At 60.5% G+C, this 18662-nt stretch carries 15 protein-coding genes; 4 read left to right on the plus strand and 11 right to left on the minus strand.

The features are described from left to right. Nucleotides 1-44: 44 nt before the first annotated feature. Nucleotides 45-1241 (minus strand): CaiB/BaiF CoA-transferase family protein, encoded by a 1197-nt coding sequence (locus Q8R10_RS18765; RefSeq protein WP_305655459.1) that lies wholly within the window; start codon nt 1239-1241, stop codon nt 45-47. A gap of 282 nt (nt 1242-1523) precedes the next feature. Here Q8R10_RS18765 and gtfA point away from each other — a divergent pair, with 282 nt between their 5' ends. The 3 genes from gtfA to recJ all read left to right on the plus strand — a co-directional run bounded on the left by gtfA (nt 1524) and on the right by recJ (nt 5452). After that, nucleotides 1524-2966 (plus strand): sucrose phosphorylase, encoded by a 1443-nt coding sequence (gene gtfA / locus Q8R10_RS18770; protein WP_305655460.1) that lies wholly within the window; start codon nt 1524-1526, stop codon nt 2964-2966. 108 nt (nt 2967-3074) lie between these two features. Beyond that, nucleotides 3075-3614 carry a YaeQ family protein gene (locus Q8R10_RS18775; protein WP_305655462.1) on the plus strand — a complete coding sequence of 180 codons (540 nt, stop codon included), beginning with the start codon at nt 3075-3077 and terminating at the stop codon, nt 3612-3614. A 122-nt stretch (nt 3615-3736) separates the two neighbouring features. After that, on the plus strand, nt 3737-5452 hold the full coding sequence (recJ, locus tag Q8R10_RS18780) for a single-stranded-DNA-specific exonuclease RecJ (RefSeq protein ID WP_305655464.1): 1716 nt from the start codon (nt 3737-3739) through the stop codon (nt 5450-5452). 27 nt (nt 5453-5479) lie between these two features. Here recJ and Q8R10_RS18785 read toward each other — a convergent pair whose 3' ends face one another. From Q8R10_RS18785 to Q8R10_RS18830, 10 genes are all read right to left on the minus strand, one after another. Beyond that, nucleotides 5480-7117: a GGDEF domain-containing protein gene (locus Q8R10_RS18785; protein WP_305655466.1), complete on the minus strand. Its 1638-nt coding sequence runs from the start codon at nt 7115-7117 to the stop codon at nt 5480-5482. A 249-nt stretch (nt 7118-7366) separates the two neighbouring features. Then, entirely contained in the window at nt 7367-7843 is a 477-nt protein-coding gene (locus Q8R10_RS18790; RefSeq protein WP_305655467.1) for an ester cyclase, read from the minus strand. 91 nt (nt 7844-7934) lie between these two features. Next, nucleotides 7935-9359 (minus strand): gamma-aminobutyraldehyde dehydrogenase, encoded by a 1425-nt coding sequence (locus Q8R10_RS18795; protein WP_305655468.1) that lies wholly within the window; start codon nt 9357-9359, stop codon nt 7935-7937. Nucleotides 9360-9425: 66 nt separating this feature from the next. Next, nucleotides 9426-10247 carry an ABC transporter permease gene (locus tag Q8R10_RS18800; protein ID WP_305655470.1) on the minus strand — a complete coding sequence of 274 codons (822 nt, stop codon included), beginning with the start codon at nt 10245-10247 and terminating at the stop codon, nt 9426-9428. Then, the gene (locus tag Q8R10_RS18805) at nt 10237-11187 is read right to left on the minus strand and encodes an ABC transporter permease (RefSeq protein WP_305655472.1); all 951 of its coding nucleotides are present in this window, start codon (nt 11185-11187) and stop codon (nt 10237-10239) included. Before Q8R10_RS18805 ends, Q8R10_RS18800 begins: the two co-directional genes overlap by 11 nt. Nucleotide 11188: 1 nt before the next feature. Then, nucleotides 11189-12220: an ABC transporter ATP-binding protein gene (locus Q8R10_RS18810; RefSeq protein ID WP_305655474.1), complete on the minus strand. Its 1032-nt coding sequence runs from the start codon at nt 12218-12220 to the stop codon at nt 11189-11191. A gap of 341 nt (nt 12221-12561) precedes the next feature. Then, complete coding sequence (gene ydcS / locus Q8R10_RS18815; RefSeq protein ID WP_305655476.1) at nt 12562-13722, minus strand: putative ABC transporter substrate-binding protein YdcS; 1161 nt, start codon at nt 13720-13722, stop codon at nt 12562-12564. A gap of 135 nt (nt 13723-13857) precedes the next feature. Next, nucleotides 13858-15324 (minus strand): gamma-aminobutyraldehyde dehydrogenase, encoded by a 1467-nt coding sequence (locus Q8R10_RS18820; RefSeq protein ID WP_305655478.1) that lies wholly within the window; start codon nt 15322-15324, stop codon nt 13858-13860. A 139-nt stretch (nt 15325-15463) separates the two neighbouring features. Then, a complete protein-coding gene (locus tag Q8R10_RS18825; RefSeq protein WP_305655480.1) occupies nt 15464-16375 on the minus strand; it encodes a LysR family transcriptional regulator in 912 nt (303 codons plus the stop codon). 113 nt (nt 16376-16488) lie between these two features. Further along, a complete protein-coding gene (locus Q8R10_RS18830) occupies nt 16489-17166 on the minus strand; it encodes a transglutaminase-like cysteine peptidase (protein ID WP_305655481.1) in 678 nt (225 codons plus the stop codon). 390 nt (nt 17167-17556) lie between these two features. Here Q8R10_RS18830 and prfB point away from each other — a divergent pair. Next, nucleotides 17557-18652, plus strand: a protein-coding gene (gene prfB, locus Q8R10_RS18835) for a peptide chain release factor 2 (RefSeq protein ID WP_305655482.1) whose coding sequence is annotated in 2 segments (ribosomal slippage) — nt 17557-17628 and nt 17630-18652 — 1095 coding nt in all. Because the reading frame shifts where the segments join, the coding sequence is not laid out codon by codon here. The last annotated feature ends 10 nt before the right edge of the window (nt 18653-18662 follow it).

The following is an 18662-nucleotide window of genomic DNA, read 5'->3' on the forward strand; positions in this document are numbered from 1 at the left end:
AGCTGGCCTTTTTTGTGGCTGCTGGGTGGTGTCGGACAGACGGGTTAGATAGCCCCGTCGCGACGCAGGGCGCTGATTTGCTCACTGGTATAACCCAGCGCCGTCAGCACTTGGCCATTGTGTTCGCCCAGCTCTGGCCCCACTGAATCAACCGAGCCTGGGGTCGCAGAAAGCTTGGGCACTATGCCGGGCATCTTGAAGGCTTTGCCGTCGGGTAATTTGGCTGAGAGGAACATTTCGCGGGCGAGAAACTGCGGGTCGCTGAGCATGTCTGCGGCGGAGTAGATGCGGCTGGCCGGCACTTCGGCGCTGCTGAGCGTATTCAATAGCGCATCCAGTGGCAGGCTGCTGGCCCAACGGTCGATCACCCCGTACAGCTCGTCACGGCGCCCATCGCGGCCGGCATTGTCGGTCAGCGTCGGGTCGTTGGCTAAATCATCACGGCCGATGGCGCGCATAAAGCGCTGGAAGATTGCATCGCCGTTGGCGCCGATCTGCACATGCTTGCCATCCAAGCTGGTGTGGATCGACGAGGGAGTGATGCCGGGCATGATGTTGCCGCTGCGCTCGCGGATAAAACCGAACACGTCGAACTCGGGCACCATGCTTTCCATCATGGCGAATACCGCCTCATACAACGCCACGTCGACCACCTGGCCCTGTCCGCCATTTACTTCGCAATGCCGCAGCGCCATCAAGGCGCCGATCACCCCCCAGAGGGCGGCAATCGAGTCGCCAATGGAGATGCCGGTGCGCACCGGCGGCCGATCTTCGAAGCCGGTGATATAGCGCAAGCCGCCCATGGATTCACCGACCGCACCGAAGCCCGGTTGGTCTTTCAGCGGACCGGTCTGGCCGAAACCGGACAGGCGCACCATCACCAGCTTGGGGTTGAGTGCGTGTAAAACATCCCAGCCCAAGCCGAGTTTTTCCAGCACGCCGGGGCGAAAATTCTCGATCAGAATATCGGTGTCGCCGAGCAGTTGCTTGAGGATGGCGATGGCATCCGGGTGCTTGAGGTTCAAGGTCAGCGACTGCTTGTTGCGCGCCTGCACGAACCACCACAAGGAGGTGCCCTCATACAGCTTGCGCCATTTGCGCAGCGGATCGCCGCCGTCGGGCGATTCGACCTTGATCACCTGGGCGCCAAATTCGGCGCAGATCCGCGCGGCGAAAGGCCCGGCGATCAGGGTGCCGAGTTCTATTACCTTTAAGCCCGCGAGGGGTTTGCTGTGTTCCATGGCGGCTCCGATGCGTGATAGGCGGGGGGTAAGCCTATGCGATTGTGGTGGCGCAGGGGAAATGCAGGTTACCGGTAATCGAGCCTTGCCACTGGCCGCTAATGCCTGCGGGTTCGAGGTGCTGTGGCTGGCCCGACTGCTTGCGCGGTCGAATAGGCATTGCCGATGGGCGCGCGTCCTCTGTTAAGGTCTAAGCACTCGCGTTGGTTGGTTTGGACGCGCGGTCAATTTGCCCCGTGACAGTCAATTCGTGGTTGTCGTGTCGGCGAATCAGGAGGTTGCATGCAATTGCGCAACGCTATTCAGCTGATTACCTATCCCGACCGCTTCGGTGGCAACCTGGCCGGTCTCTATCAATTGCTGGACCGGCATCTCGCCGATGCTGTGGGCGGTGTGCATATTCTGCCGCTGTACCCCTCGAACGCCGATGCGGGTTTCTCGCCGCTGACCCATATGGAGGTCGATTCTCGCTATGGCGATTGGGCCGATGTTGAGCGGATTTCGGCGCGTTTCGATCTGTGTGTCGATCTGGTGATCAGTCATATCTCTGATGAGTCGCCGGAGTTTCTCGACTTTGTGGCCCATGGCCTGGACTCAACCTATGCCGAGCTGTTCGTGCTGGTCGATCAGTTGGGTGAGATCGTGCAGGAAGACCTGGCCAAGATTCACATTCGCAAGGAGAAGGAGCCGTTCCGTAACGTGCATCTGGCCAATGGTGAGACTTGTCGGGTCTGGTGCACCTTCACCGAGCGGCAGATCGACCTGAATTACCAGTCCGAGCAGACGTACCGCTTGATGGAGAAATACATCGCCTTTCTCGCGGCGCGCGGGGTCAAGTTGTTTCGCCTGGATGCCTTCGGCTATACCACCAAGCGGATTGGCAGTAGCTGCTTTTTGGTCGAGCCGGATGTCTACCGGATTCTCGAGTGGTTCCGCGAGACCGGCGAGAAATATGGCGCCGAGATGCTGCCCGAGGTGCACGATCACATCAGTTACCAGTACGCCATCTCGCAGCGCAACATGCGCCCTTACGCCTTCGCTTTGCCGCCGCTGGTGCTGCACGCGTTTTTATCCGGTAACAGTCGTTACCTGCGTCAGTGGTTGCGCATGTGCCCGCGCAACCAAATCACGGTGCTCGACACCCATGACGGCATCTGCATCCCGGATGTGGAAAGCATGTTGCCGGAGTTGGAAATCCGCTTTCTGATCGATGAGGTCTCGACCCGCAGTGCCGACCCGATCATGCGTCGTTCGGCGGTCAGCGTGCACAGCGTCGGCGCCATCTACCAGCTGACCTGCACCTTCTACGAAGCCTTGCTGCGCAATGACGATGCTTATATCGCGGCGCGCGCCATCCAGTTCTTCACCCCGGGTATCCCGCAGGTGTATTACGTCGGCCTGCTGGCGGGTTGCAATGATTTTGCCTTGTGCGCGGCGAGCGGCGAGGCGCGCGACGTCAACCGGCATGCCTACAGTCTGGCCGAGGCCGAGGAGGCCATGCAGCAGCCGCTGGTGCAGCGCTTGCTGGTGCTGATGCGCTTGCGCAATACGCATCCGGCGTTCGATGGCTGCTTTGAATTGCATCAATCCGGCGATACCGGGGTGTCCATGGCCTGGCGTAACGGCGAGCATTATTGCCGGCTGTATGTGGATTTGCCGACCAATCAAGCCCTGATTGACTACCTCGATCCCGTGACGCAGCAAGAGCTGCGCCTGCGCTGCTGAGCGCTGGCCGTGCTTGTTTAGCACGGATGCTGGGTTAGCTCGGGTCGGGTCGGGGGTTTCGGGTTAAACTTGGCGGCTTTCCCGCTGCAGATAATCAAGAAGTCCCCCATGGCCCAGCCGTCCACTACGTACAAAATCGACCTGAACCTCACCGACATTGATCGCAGTGTGTATGAAAGCCTGCGTTTCACCGTGGCCAAGCATCCGTCGGAAACCGAGGAGCGTCTGGCCGCGCGGCTGATTGCCTATTGCCTGTTCTATCACGAGCATTTGGCCTTCGGTCGGGGTCTGTCGGATATCGACGAGCCGGCGCTGTGGGAAAAAAGCCTGGATGACCGTGTGCTGCACTGGATCGAAGTCGGCCAACCCGACAGCGACCGCATGACCTGGTGCTCGCGACGCACCGAGAAATTCAGCTTGGTGGCTTACGGCAGTTTGCGCGTCTGGCAGAGCAAAATGCTCGATTCGGTACGGAACCTGAAAAACCTCAATGTGGTGGCCGTAGATCAGGAAGCTTTGGCTGGCCTGGCCCTGAATATGCCGCGCTCGCTGAGCTGGAGCGTGATGATCAGCGATGGCGAGTTGTTCGTCACCGATGAGCGCGGTCAGCATGAAGTGCCATTGGAATGGTTGGTCGGCGAGCGTTAAGACTTGGATTTGTAGGATGGGTTGAGCGCAGCGATACCCATCAATACCGGTAATACGATGGGTGTCGCAGGCTCAACCCATCCTATGGTTCGTCTCGACCTGCACACTGAGATCCCCGCCCCATGCGCATCGAACCCCGCCCGCTACCCGCTGTTTTACCTAACCTGGGCGATCTGCCGCCGTTGCTCACCCGCTTGTATGCCGCCCGTGGCGTGCAGTCGGCCGCCGAGTTGGACAAGGGCTTGGCGCGGCTGATTCCGTTTGCGCAACTCAAGGGCATCGATGCGGCGGTCAGTTTGCTGGTGACGGCATTGACGTTGCGTCAGCGGATTTTGATTGTCGGCGACTTCGACGCCGACGGCGCCACCGCCAGTGCAGCCGGAGTACTGGGGTTGCGCATGCTTGGCGCTGCCCATGTCGATTATCTGGTGCCTAATCGCTTTGAGTTCGGCTATGGCCTGACCCCGGAGATAGTCGCGGTGGCCTTGCAGCGCCAGCCGGATTTGCTGCTGACGGTGGACAACGGCATCTCCAGCGTCGACGGCGTGGCGGCGGCCAAGGCGGCCGGCCTGACGGTGCTGATTACCGATCACCACTTGCCGGGCCCCGAGTTGCCGGCTGCCGATGCCATCGTCAATCCCAACCAGCCGGGCTGTGAGTTCCCCAGCAAGGCGCTGGCCGGCGTCGGCGTGATGTTTTATCTGTTGCTGGCGCTGCGCGCCAAGTTGCGCGAGCTGAATTGGTTTGCCGAACGCAGCCTGGCCGAGCCGAACCTGGCCGAGCTGCTCGATTTGGTCGCGTTGGGCAGCGTCGCCGACGTGGTGCCGTTGGATGCCAATAACCGCATCCTGGTCCATCAAGGCATCGCCCGCATTCGCGCCGGCCGGGCGCGGGCTGGTTTGCGCGCGGTGCTGGAAGTGGCCGGTCGCGATTACTCACGGATTAACTCGACCGACCTGGGTTTTATCCTCGGCCCACGGCTAAACGCCGCCGGGCGGTTGGACGACATGAGCTTAGGGATTGAATGCCTGCTCTGTGAAGACGAAGCGCTGGCCCGCGACATGGCCCAGCAATTGGACGAACTGAACAAAGACCGCAAGACCATCGAGCAGGGCATGCAGCGCGAAGCGCTGGCCCAGCTCAAGGACCTGCCGCTGGCCGACATGCCGTTTGGCCTGTGTCTGTTTGAGCCGGACTGGCATCAGGGCGTGATCGGCATCCTGGCCTCACGGCTGAAGGAGCGTTATCACCGCCCGGCCATTGCCTTTGCCGATGCCGGCGCGGGGTTACTGAAAGGTTCGGCCCGTTCGGTGCCGGGGCTGCATATCCGTGATGCGCTGGACGCGGTGGCGGCCAAGCATCCGGGCTTGATCAGCAAGTTCGGCGGGCATGCCATGGCCGCCGGCCTGTCGTTGCCGCAGGAGCACTACGGCGCGTTTGCTGCGGCCTTCGATGCTGAGGTGCGTCGTCAGTTGAATGAGGATGATCTGACCGGCCGGCTGTTGTCTGACGGTCAATTAAGCGTCACCGAATTCAATCTTGAGCTGGCCAAGGCGCTGCGGCATGCCGGACCTTGGGGTCAGCACTTTCCCGAGCCGCTGTTTCATGGGGTGTTCCAGGTGCTGCAACAGCGCCTGGTCGGTGAGAAGCACTTAAAGCTGGTGCTCAAGAGTGAATGCGGCAGCCTTGAGCTGGATGGCATTGCCTTTAATATCGACCGTGAAACCTGGCCGAACGCCAGCGTGCGCTGGGTCGAGCTGGCCTACAAACTGGATGTGAACGAGTTTCGCGGGCGCGAAAGCGTGCAGCTGATGATTGCCCATCTGGCGGCCCGTTAAGCAACGGTCTGCTTAATAGCGGTGCCGCTAGCGCAACACCAGCATGGCGGCCTTTTTGTAGAACATCGCCGCGTCGGCCTTGGCCATCAGCTCGCTGAGTTCGTCGCCATCTTGCGGGCACAGGGCCACCCCCAGGCTGGCCGTTACCCGCAGGATCAACCCTTGCCAATGCAGTGGCTGGGCTATGGCTTGGCAGATCAGGTTGGTCAGCCGTTCGGTATCGACGGCGTTGTTGATCCCATCGAGCAAGATGACAAACTCATCGCCGCCCATCCTCGCCGCCATATCGGCCTCACGAATGCTGCTGCTGATGGCCTTGGCCGCGTGCACCAGCACCGCATCGCCGGCTTGGTGGCCATGGCGGTCGTTGATCTCTTTGAACTTGTTCAGGTCGATATAGCACAGCGCCAGATGCTCACCGCTGCGTTTGGCCGCGAGTAATTTTTGCTTGGCGTAGGGGATAAAGCTGTTGCGATTGGGCAAGCCTGTCAGGTTGTCGTTAAAGGCCAGCGCGCGGACTTCGGCTTCCGCTTGTTTGCGCAAGCGAATCTCGCGCATCAGCCGGCGTTGAATCGCCAGCAGCGCCAGGGTGACCGCCAGCGCCAAAGCGCCGCCGAGGCTGATCACCACGATGATGCGCTGCAAGCGTTTAACCTGCTGGGGTGGGTTGGGGTCGTAACTGAAGCCTTCCAGGCTGCTGGTGTCTGGCGCCATGCCTTGTTCAACGAGGATTTCACTCATGCGCTGCCAGCGGCCGGGGTTCATATGGCCGATTTCGATCAGGTCGGGCAGGATCAGGCTGCGCATCACCTGGGCTTCAAACTGCAAATGGGCGCGGGATTTTGGCACCTTATACTGCTTGAGCAGCAGCTCGATAATCTCCTCGGGGTGATCCATGGCATAGCGCCAACCGCGCAAGGTGGCGCGACGAAAGGCCTCAACCCGCTCGGGGTGCTCTTCAATTTCGGCCTCGCTGGTGAACAGAATGTCGCTGTAGAAGTCGATGCCATAGGTGCTTGGCGAAATGACCACGTAATCGATGCCCTGTTGCTGCAACAGGAACGGCTCGTTGGTCAGGTAAGAGTTGAAGGCATCGGTTTTGCCGCTGGCCAGGTCTTCGATGGCGTAACTGCTGGGCTGCACTTGGATGCGGGTCGGGTCCATGCCTTCGCGGCGAAACATGGCTAAGAAGTCGGCATTGACTTGCGCGTTTATCAGCATCACCCGCTTGCCCAGCAAGTCATGCACGCTACGAATGCCGGCATCGGCCCGCGCCAGCAGCACCGAGGGTGAATGCTGGAAGATCGCCGCCAGTGCCACCAAGGGTTTGCCGTTGAGACGGGCAAATAACAACTCACTGTTGGCTTGGGCGTATTGGGCGCGGCCGGCCAGCACTTCTTCCACTGGGGTCTTGCCTGGAACGCCTTGGTGCAGGCGCACTTCCAGGCCTTCTTCGCGGTAATAGCCTTGGGCGATGGCGGCGTAATAGCCGGCAAACTGGAATTGATGCTTCCAGCGCAGCTGAAAGTCGATTACTTGCAGGGGTGCGTCGTCGGCTGGCGCTGCCGGGCTGAGCAGGCATAGCAGCAGTAGCGACCATGCGGCGAGGCCGCGCCTGAGTATTCGCAGTGCTTGCGGGGTTTGGCGAGTGCAGTTACTGGCCATACTGCTCATCCGTTGAGTGCGCTGGCAGTGCTTGCCAGCCGGTACCTGTAACGATGATGCTCGCCAGTAACGGCTGGTGCAATGCTACTGCGTCGGGAGTGTGACGCTTTAGCAAACCCTCACAGCTTAGTCCTGCAGATGAATTGTGCGTGGTTGGTTTAACCCGTGCGGTGGTGGGCGTTGCGCGGCATTGCCGAGCCAGTCGGACTGAATCGGCAGTGCTATTGGCTAATTGATAGCTCCTGCGGCTTACCAGCCCAGTTGCTTGTTAAAACCGAGTGCGTCGTAGTAATCGCCTTGGTAGGTGATTTTGCCGTTTTTGATCAGCATAAAGCTGACCCCTTCAAAACTCAGCGGTTTGTTGGTGGCCGGGGTTTCCGGGCCCCAGGCGCCGCTGTTGGTGCCGCTGAATTGCCACTGGAAGGCGATACCGTCCTGGCTGGCAATTGGCGCGCTGGTCATTGTCCATTTGGCATCGGGTACGGCGGTGAGAAACACCTTAATCACGTTGTCGCGGGCGGCCACCCGGCCTTTTTGCGGGGTGCCGACGGTGGCGTCGAAGTACACGCCGTCTTCGGCGAAGAAGGTCGAGGCTTTTTCCGCGTCGTGGGCGTTCCAGGCGGCCATATAACCATCGATCACCGCCTTGGCACTGTCGGCGGCCTGGACCATGCCAGCGGCGGTAAACAGCATGAGGAAGCTGACGCTACGGAGGGTTGTTTTCATTGTTGTTGCTCCTGCTCAGTGTGAGCGGCCCGAGATGGGCCACTCATGGTTAAGACGGAAACCTGCAGCGTCGCGAGCGCAGTAGCTTCAGTTAGTGTTTAAACATCACATGACGCACGACGGTGTAATCCTCCAGGCCGTACATCGACATGTCCTTGCCGTAGCCGGACAGCTTCACGCCGCCGTGGGGCATTTCGCTGACCAACATAAAATGCGTGTTGACCCAGGTGCAGCCGTATTGCAGGCGGGCAGCCAGGCGATGGGCACGACCGACGTCGCGGGTCCACACCGAGGAGGCCAGGCCGTAGTCCGAGTCATTGGCGAAGCTCAGGGCCTGAGCTTCATCGTCGAACTGGGTGACCGAGACCACCGGGCCGAACACCTCGCGCTGGACTATTTCGTCGCCCTGCAGGGCGCCAGCCAGCACGGTCGGTTCGAAGAAAAAGCCCGGCCCCGGCACAGCATTGCCGCCGGTGACCACCTGGATGTGCGGCAGTGCCTTGGCCTTGTCGACCATGCTCACCACGCGCTGGCGGTGCTGCTCGGTGATCAGTGGGCCGAGTTCGGTGGCAGGGTCATCCTGTAGGCCGTACTTGATGCTGCCGACCGCCTCACCGAGTTTGGCGACGAATTTCTCGTAGATGCCTTTTTGCGCGTAGATACGGCACGCCGCGGTGCAGTCTTGGCCGGCGTTGTAGAAGCCGAAGGTGCGGATGCCTTCCACTGCGGCGTCCAGATCGGCGTCGTCAAAGATGATCACCGGGGCCTTGCCGCCCAGTTCCATGTGCATGCGTTTCACGCTGTCGGCGGTGCTGCTGATGATGTGGCTGCCGGTCGGAATCGAACCAGTCAGCGAGACCATGCGCACTTTCTTGTGGGTCACCAGCGGCTGGCCGACGCTGGGGCCACGGCCAAACACCAGATTGATCACCCCGGCCGGGAAGATCGCATTGGCCAGCTCGGCCAGCTTCAGGGCGGTCAGCGGGGTCTGTTCGGAGGGCTTGAGCACCACGCAGTTGCCGGCGGCCAGGGCCGGGGCGAGCTTCCAGGCGGCCATCATCAGCGGGTAGTTCCAGGGCGCAATCGAAGCAACGACACCAATAGCATCGCGACGGATCATCGAGGTGTGGCCGGCCAGGTATTCACCGCCGGCCGAGCCGCCCATGGTCCGACAAGCGCCGGCGAAGAAGCGGAATACATCGGCCACCGCCGGGATCTCGTCATTCAGCGCCGCAGAGTAGGGCTTGCCGCAGTTGTTCGACTCCAGTCGGGCGAGGGTTTCGCCGTTGGCTTCGATGGCGTCGGCCAGGCGCAGCAGCAGATGTGCGCGGTCTTTCGGCACGGTCTGCGACCAGCTGTCGAAGGCGGCATCGGCGGCGCTCACGGCGGCGTCGACCTGGGCCGGGCTGGCTTCATTGATAGACACCAGCACGCTGCCCAGCGCCGGGTTGAGCACGGCCTGGGCGGCGCCTTCACCTTCGACCAGCTGGCCATTGATCAGCAGTTTGGTTTGCATCGCGTAAACCTCGCGTTATCGGGGTTGCATGAAATAGGAGGTGCAGGTCGTAGGATGGGTTTGTGGTCATTTGCCACTGCCAGCCACGCTCTCACCACCCTTGGTCAGGTAATAGGCGCCGAGAATCGGCAGCATGGTCACCAGCATCACCAGCATGGCCACCACATTGGTGACCGGCACATCGCGCGGGCGACCGAGTTGGTTGAGCAGCCAGATCGGCAGGGTGCGTTCGTGGCCGGCGGTGAAGGTGGTGACGATGATTTCGTCGAACGACAGGGCAAAGGCCAGCATGCCGCCGGCCAGCAAGGCCGAGCCTAAGTTGGGCAAGATGATGTAGCGAAAGGTCTGCCAGCCGTCGGCGCCCAAGTCCATAGATGCCTCGATCAGGCTGTGGCTGGTGCGCCGAAAACGCGCGATCACGTTGTTGTAGACGATCACCACGCAGAAGGTCGCGTGGCCAATGATGATGGTCAGCATCCCCGGTTCAATCCCTAAACTCTTGAACGCCGACAGCAGCGACAGGCCGGTGATGATGCCGGGCAGGGCGATGGGCAGAATCAGCATCAGCGAGATGCCGTCCTTGCCGAAGAAGTCGCGCCGATACAGGGCCGCCGCCGCCAGGGTGCCGAGGACTAAGGCAATCAGGGTGGCGATGCAGGCGATCTGCAGCGACAGCTTGATCGACTCCAGCACGTCTTCGCGGGCGAAGGCCACGCTGAACCAGTGCAAGGTGAAGCCCTGGGGCGGGAAGCTAAAAGCGCCGACCTCGGTGTTGAAGGCATAGATGCAAATGATCGCGATGGGGAAGTGCAGAAACACCAGCCCACCCCAAGCCGCGAGTTTCAGGCCCCAGGAGGCTTGCTCGCCTTTTGCTGATTTAGAGTGCATCGAAAGCCCCCAGACGTTTGACGATGGCCAGATAAATGCTGATCAGCACTATGGGCACTAGGGTGAAGGCGGCGGCCATCGGCATGTTGCCGATTGCGCCTTGTTGGGCGTAGACCATGCTGCCGATAAAGTAGCCGGGCGGGCCGATCAGTTGCGGAACGATAAAGTCGCCCAGCGTCAGGCTGAAGGTGAAGATCGAACCGGCGGCAATCCCCGGTACGCACAGCGGCAGGATCACTTGGGTGAAGGTCTGCCGTGGTCTGGCGCCGAGGTCGGCCGAGGCTTGCAGCAAGGACGGCGGCAGGCGTTCGATGGAGGCCTGAATCGGCAAAATCATAAAGGGCAGCCAGATGTAGATAAACACCAGGCAGCGACCGAGATAGGAGGTCGATAGAGTGCTGCCGCCGATGCCGGGCATCCCCAGAATAAATTGCAACAGCGGGGTCAGACCCAGGTGCTCGACAAACCACTGGGCCACGCCGCCCTTGGCCAGCAGCAGGGTCCAGGCGTAGGCCTTGACGATATAACTGGCCCACATCGGCATCATCACTGCGATATAGAAAAACGCCTTGGTTTTGCCGCTGGTGTAGCGCGCCATGTAATAGGCAATCGGGAAGGCTAGCAGGGCGCTGCCCAGGGTCACCGCAATGGCCATATAGAGCGTGCGCAGGATCACGTCATAGTTGGACGGTTCGAACAGCGCGGCGAAATTAGCCAGCGTCAGGTCGGGCGTGACCGTCATGCTGAAGTCGTCGAAGGTGTAAAAACCTTGCCACATCAGGCCCAATAGCGAGCCTAGGTAAATCGCCCCGAACCACAGCAGCGGTGGCAACAGCAGCAGGGCCAGGTACAGATTGGGCCGCCGGTAGAGCAGGTTGGAAAAGCGCCGCAGCGGACCTATAGGGTCCGGCAGCCGTGCAGGGTTAGCGTGCAGTTCCATCTCAGATGCCCTCGCGCAGCGCAACCATGGCGTCACGCGGCCAGCGCGCAGTCAGGCACTGACCGGGCTGAAAGGCCGGGCTGCTGTCGAGCCATTGGTTATTGGCCTGGCTGACGCTAAGGGTCTGGCCGTTCTCCAGTTGCAACTCGAAACGAGTGGTGCTGCCCTGGTATTGCACCTCATGCAGCAGGCCGCTGACTTCGACGTCGCTGCTGCCGATGGCTGTGTTGCTGTCGACCAACCTGATGTGTTCCGGGCGGATCGAAAACGGCTGGCTGGCGTTGCTTAACTTGGCTGCCAACTCGCCACGCAGCACGTTGGAGGTGCCGACAAATTCGGCGACAAAGGCGGTGGCCGGCTGCATATAGAGGTTGCGTGGGGTGTCGACCTGTTCGATGCGACCCTTGTTGAACACCGCCACGCGGTCGGACATCGACAGCGCTTCGGTCTGGTCGTGGGTGACGAAAATAAAGGTGATGCCAAGCTGGCGCTGGAGCTTTTTCAGCTCGCTTTGCATCTGTTCGCGCAGTTTTAAATCCAGTGCGCCGAGGGGTTCATCCAGCAGCAGCACCCGTGGTCGGTTGACCAGGGCGCGGGCCAGGGCCACCCGTTGGCGCTGACCGCCGGACATGGCGGCGGGCTTGCGCTCGCCAAAGCCGGTCAGGGCGACCATGGCCAGGGCTTCATCGGCGCGGGCCAGCCGTTCGGCTTTACCGACGCCCTTGACCTTGAGGCCATAGGCGACGTTGTCGCGCACGTTCATATGGGGGAACAGGGCGTAATCCTGAAACACCGTATTGACGTCGCGTTGGTAGGGCGGCAGGCCGACGGCCTCCACCCCATGAATACGAATGGAGCCAGAGGTTGGTTGCTCGAAACCGGCGATCAAACGCAGGCAGGTGGTCTTGCCAGAGCCTGAGGGGCCGAGCATGGAGAAAAACTCGCCATCCTGGATATCGATGCTGACCTGATCAACGGCTTTAACCTCGCCGAAGGCACGGGAGACATCGGTGAACTGTACTGCAAGGGTCATCGTAAAACTCCAGGATAAAAACCAACCCGCAACGCCCGGCATCGGTGTTTTGCCGACACTGAAAATGCCCGGCGCTGTGGGTTGTGAAACGTTGAAAAGCAGATTTTGCTTGCCGCTCCGACAATGGCTGCGCGGTGCGGCAATGGTGGCGCCGCTGCGCGGCTAACCCACCCTACGGATCTCGGCATGCATCAGCAAAGCACCGTAGGATGGGTTGAGATTGCGATACCCATCGTCGCGCGAACGATGCTCCGGGTGCCATTGCCCACAGGGATACCTGTGCTCATTGATGGGTATCGCTGCGCTCCACCCATCCTACGAAGCGGGTCCCAGGCAGGCCCCTATCTACCGCCCATAATGGCTATGTAATCCTTGGTCCAGCGGCTGTATGGCACGCACTCACCATGGGTGGCGCACTTGCCTTGGGGGCTTTTCCAGAAGGCGATCTTCTCGAAGTTCTCGAAGCCGTTGGTTTTGCAGCCCTCGGCGCCCAGCAGTTCGTTGCCTTTGCAGGCTGCTGGTACCACTGGGACTGAGCCGAACCAGGCGGCGACGTCGCCTTGTACCTTGGGTTGCAGCGACCAGTTGATCCACTTATAGGCGCAGTTAGGGTTCTTGGCCTCGGCGTGCAGCATGCTGGTGTCGGCCCAGCCGGTGGCACCTTCGACGGGGATGGTCGAGGCGATAGGTTGTTTTTCCAACTGCAGGGCATTGACCTGATACGGCCAGGAACCCGAGGCCATCACGCCTTCGTTTTTGAAGTCGCTCATCTGCACGGTCGCATCGTGCCAGTAGCGATGGACCAGGCCGTGCTGTTTGCGCAGCAGGTCGAGCACTGCAGCGTACTGAGCTTCGTTCAGTTCGTAAGGGTCTTTGATGCCCAATTCGGGTTGCTTGGTTTTCAAATACAAGGCGGCGTCGGCCAGGTAAATCGGACCGTCATAGGCTTGCACCCGGCCTTTGTTGGATTTGCCATCCGGCAAGTTTTGCTCCTCAAATACCACGCTCCAGCTGGTGGGCGCGGTTGGGAAGGCTTTGCTGTTGTACATCAGCACGTTCGGGCCCCACTGATAGGGCGCGCCGTAGGTTTGCTTATCAACGTTGTACCAAGGCGCGTCTTTCAGGCGTGCGTCGAGGTTTTTCCAGTTGGCGATCAGTGCGGTGTTGATCGGTTGCACGCGCTTGCCGGCAATCAGGCGCAGCGAGGCGTCGCCCGAGGCGGTAACCAGGTCGTATCCGCCTTTGGCCATCAGGCTGACCATCTCATCGGAGGTGGCGGCGGTTTTGACGTTGACCTTGCAGCCCGACTCTTGCTCAAAGCCGGTGACCCAGTCATAGGCCTTGTCGCTTTCGCCGCGCTCGATATAGCCGGGCCAGGCGATGATGTTCAGTTGACCTTCGCCGGCGCCAATCGCTTGCAGAGGTTGTGCGGCTTGCAAGCTGGCGCTGGCCAGCAAGGCGGTGGTGAGTGCGCTGAGTAACGCAGTTTTATGCACGATCATTGGAGTTCCCTTTTGTTGGTATTGGTCGGGGCAGTTGAACGTCGTGGTGCTTAGCCCTCGCGGGCCTTTTGTGGTGGTTAAAGATTAAAAACTGTGGTGTTTTTGTCTGTTTAGCGGACGGTTATAGCTGGCCGGTTAGACCAATGGCTGACCGTGGCGGGCCATGATGTGGCGCACCACGCTGTAGTCTTGCAGCGAGTCGCTGGACAAATCCTTGCCATAGCCCGAGCGCTTCAAGCCGCCGTGGGGCATCTCGCTGACCAGCATAAAATGGCTGTTGATCCAGGTGCAGCCGTATTGCAGGCGGGCGGCTACCTGCATGGCCTTGTCGAGATTTTGCGTCCACACCGATGAAGCCAGGCCGTATTCGGAGTCGTTGGCCCAGTCCACCGCTTGCGCCAGTTCGTCGAAGCGGGTGACCGTGACTACTGGGCCAAACACCTCGCGTTGGACGATTTCATCGCTCTGCTTGCAGCCGGCCAGCAGCGTTGGCTGATAGAAAAAACCCGGCCCGGAGTGCGCGGCGGCGCCGGTGACCCGCTCGATATGCGGTTGGCCGAGGGCGCGCTCGACAAAGCTGGCGACCCGGTCACGCTGGCGCGCGCTGATCAGCGGGCCGAGTTCGTTGTCGGCGTCATTTTTGCGGGCGAAGCGCAGGCTGGCCACTGCATCGCCCAGCTCGCTCACCAGCCGGTCATGGATGCCGGCTTGGGCGTAAATGCGGCAGGCGGCGGTGCAGTCTTGGCCGGCGTTGTAGTAACCGTAATTGCGCACGCCTTGCACCACGGCGTCGAGGTCGGCGTCGTTGCAGACAATCACCGGCGCTTTGCCGCCCAATTCCAGGTGGGTGCGTTTGAGGGTTTTGGCCACGGCCTGGAGGACTTTCTGGCCGGTGACTATGTCGCCGGTCAGCGACACCATGCGCACTTTTGGGTGGCTGACCAGATGGCTGCCGACCCCTTCGCCACCGCCGCAGATGATGTTAATCACGCCGCGTGGCAGCAGTTCGGCCAATGCCGGCGCCAGTGCCAGTATCGACAGCGGGGTGTGTTCGGAGGGCTTGAATACCAGGGTATTGCCGGCGGCCAGCGCCGGGGCAATCTTCCAGGCGGCCATCATCAGCGGGTAGTTCCAGGGCGCAATGGAGGCCACCACCCCGATTGGGTCGCGGCGCACCATGCTGGTGTAGCCCGGCAGGTATTCACCGGCCAACTGGCCTTGTTGGCAGCGCACTGCGCCGGCAAAGAAACGGAATACATCGACTGTGGCACTCAGGTCATCCTGGCGCGCCAGGTGCAGCGGCTTGCCACAATTCAGGGCTTCCAGGCGGGCCAAGAGTTCGGCGCGTTGCTCGATGGCGTCGGCAATCGCCAGCAGTACGGCCGAGCGTTGTGCGGGGGTGGTTCGTGACCAGCTGCTGAAGGCCCGGTGCGCGGCCAGAATGGCGGTTTCGACCTGCGGGGTCGAGGCTTCGCGCACCAGTGTCAGTGTTTCACCAGTGGCCGGATTGATGATCGCCTCGGGCAGGCCGGCGCCGGCGACCAGTTCACCGTCGATCAACAGTTCGCTATAGAAGGGCGTGGAAGTCGTCTCGCCAGCCATCAGCCGTACTCTTTTTATTATCGGGGCTGACGGTGATTGGGCAGATTGCGCCAGCACCGGTCGCCCGCATTAGGGGTAGCCAGAGACTAGAGCGCGGGCATGGCCCCTACAAATGCTAAATACTGAAAGCTGCGTTCGATTAAATAGATAGCTTGCGCCCGGCGGGCTGCTCGCGGGCCACGGTCAGAAACGGCGCGACCAAGGCTGGGCGTGCCGCGCCACGGCGCCAGGCGAGGCCGACATCCAGGGTTTGGGTCAGGTCAACCAGTGCGCGGGCCTCGATAATGTCGCCTTCCAGTGACCAGGGCCGGTAGGTCATATCGGCTTGAATCGACAGGCCTAAGCCGGCGGCCACCAAGCTGCGCACCGCTTCGGTGGAGCCGGTGCGCAGGGTGATGTTGGCTTGCAGGCCGGCTTGCGCCCAGATGCGCTGACCATTGAGGCCCATTTCATCGACGTTCAGCTGGATCAGTGGCTGGCTGGCGACATCGGCCAGGCTGATGCTGTCGTGCTCCAGCAGTGGGTGCTGAGCCGGCAGCCACAGGCGTTGCGGTGAGTGAGTGAGTACCTCGGTCTGCAGGGCGTGACGGTCTTCGAGGTTGGATAAAATCAGTACCCCCACATCGATTTCGCCGCTGATCAGCAGGTGTTCGATATAGGGGCGCTCGTCTTCAATCACGCGGATCTCGACGTTGGGATAGGCGCGCTGAAAGCGAGTGATCAAGTCGGCCAAGTAGTAGCCAGCCACCAGGCTGGTCACCCCAACAGTCAGCTGCCCAGCCACCTGGTCGGTGCTCTGCTGCAGGCTGCGCTTGGCATTGTCGACCGAGGCCAAAATCAAATGGGCCTGACGCAAGAACTGATGGCCCTGGTGAGTCAGGCTCATGCCCTTGGCATGGCGGTTGAACAGGCTGACGCCGATATCGGCTTCCAGTTGCTGGATCGCCAGGGTCAGGGTCGACTGGGAGATAAATACGGCTTGCGCTGCGGCAGAAATCGAGCCGGTTTCGGCGACGGCAATAAAGTGGCGAATCTGGCGCAGCGTCATCATGGCGAGTTACCGGCAGCGAAGCCGGGTTTGCCTCGGCTTTATCGATAGCGCTGAGTGTATATCTTGTTTTTAGAGGGTTGCTGCAAAGAAATCGTTTTCAGTGGCTGGGGGCTTTAAAGCACTGGTTGCGCGTTTTCGCTGTTGTGCATGCGCGCATTGAGGGCGACCCAGCGGCTGAGCATGGTTACCGGCTGAGCAATTTTTTGCGTGGGAGCCTTGGCCAGGTAGATGCCTTCGGCATTGAAAGCGTAAACCGCCAGCAGGTCTTTACGGCGGTTCGCCGGCAGGATGCGGTTGGTCAAATTATCCAGCAGCAGCGGTTCTGACTGCGGGCTTGGGTAGCAGGCCAGCACCATATGGGGGCTGTTGCTGCTCAGGGCTTTGACGTGCATCAGGCGCAGTTGCGCCGCGCTGATGCCCATTTTGAGCAGGCTGAAGTACTTGGCGATGGCAAAGTCTTCGCAGTCGCCTTGGCCGCGCAGCAAGGCTTCGGTGGGGGTGGCCCAGTATTCTGTTTGGCCCCAGGCTTGTTGGTCGCTGACATAACTCAGGGAGTTATTGATCAGCTGATTAACCGCGCGCAATTTTTCGGCATTGCTCAAGGTGGTGGCGTTGCTAATCAGTTGCTGCCAGTTATTTAACCGCACCTGAGCCGCATTAATAGGCAGTTGGCTGGCATTTAGTGCGGCGAGATCGGCCCAGACGGGCGTGCTAAGCAGGCACAAAGCCCAGGCCGAGAGGCTGCGGCGCAGTGCGCGAGCGCTGCGTGAAATGGCGGTTTTGCGGGGCATGGTCGGTACTGCTGGCGAGTTTTTGTGGCGCAACTGTACCCGCGTCAAAGAATGTGCGCTAAAAAAACGGCGTGAAGCTGATCATATTTTGAACAAATTAATCGATGCGTCGACGGCGAGTGTTGCTGCATTGCTTGGCCTGAGCGTGCATCGTCCGTGTCAGTGGCTAGAAGCTTGTCGGGCTTGGACGCCCGTAGCGAGAAAGTCTGGGGTTGAGCTCGTTTTTTCGCTCAATCGAGGCGAATAGTCATTCTCTTCAACGAGATTGAGCGGAAAAAAGCGCCAGCCTCCAGGCTTTCGCAGTAGGGCAGCTCTAAGCCCGACAAGCTTCTCGTGAGTCGGGTATACTCGCGGGCTTTCAGAAAGTTTCGTTTGCGAGTGCAGAACACCATGGAAATTAACCCAATCTTGAATAGCATCAAGGACCTGTCCGAGCGTTCCCTGACTATTCGGGGGTATCTTTGACTACGATCACAAGCATGATCGGCTGATCGAAGTTAACCGCGAACTCGAAGATCCCAATGTCTGGAATAACGCCGAGTACGCGCAGAATCTAGGCCGCGAGCGCGCCCTATTAGTACAAATCGTCGAAACCCTCGATGAAATGTCGGCCGGTTTAAGCGATGCCCGCGACCTGCTGGAAATGGCGGCCGAGGAAGAAGACCAGGCCGCCGTCGATGACGTTGCCGCCGAGATCGAGCGCCTGCGCGAGTCGCTGGAGAAGCTTGAGTTTCGCCGCATGTTCAGCCACGAGATGGATCCCAATAACGCCTACCTGGATATCCAGGCCGGCTCCGGCGGCACCGAGGCCCAAGATTGGGCCAACATGCTGCTGCGCATGTACCTGCGCTGGGCCGACAAGCGCGGCTTCGAGGCCATCATCATGGAGTTGTCGGCCGGTGAAGTGGCCGGGATCAAGGGCGCGACCCTGCATATTAAGGGTGAATACGCCTTTGGCTGGTTGCGCACCGAGATCGGCGTGCACCGCCTGGTGCGCAAGAGTCCGTTCGACTCTGGCAACCGTCGCCACACCTCCTTTACCGCGGTGTTCGTCTCGCCGGAAATCGATGACAACATTGAGATCGACATCAATCCGTCGGACCTGCGTATCGATACCTACCGCTCCTCCGGTGCCGGTGGTCAGCACGTAAACACCACGGACTCTGCGGTGCGTATCACCCACGTACCGAGCAACACCGTGGTCTGCTGCCAGAACGAACGGTCCCAGCATGCCAACAAAGACACCGCCATGAAGATGCTGCGCGCGCGTTTGTACGAGCAGGAAGTACAAAAACGCAACGCCGCCTCCCAGGCGCTGGAAGACACCAAGTCGGACATCGGTTGGGGTCACCAGATTCGCTCCTATGTACTCGATCAGTCGCGGATCAAGGATCTGCGTACCAGCGTCGAGCGTAGCGACTGCGTCAACGTGCTCGACGGCGATATCGATGAGTACCTGGTGGCCAGCCTCAAGCAAGGCCTGTAATTTTTTTGCC

Origin of the sequence: Pseudomonas sp., from assembly GCF_030698175.1 — a bacterium.
Taxonomy (GTDB): Bacteria; Pseudomonadota; Gammaproteobacteria; order Pseudomonadales; family Pseudomonadaceae; genus Aquipseudomonas.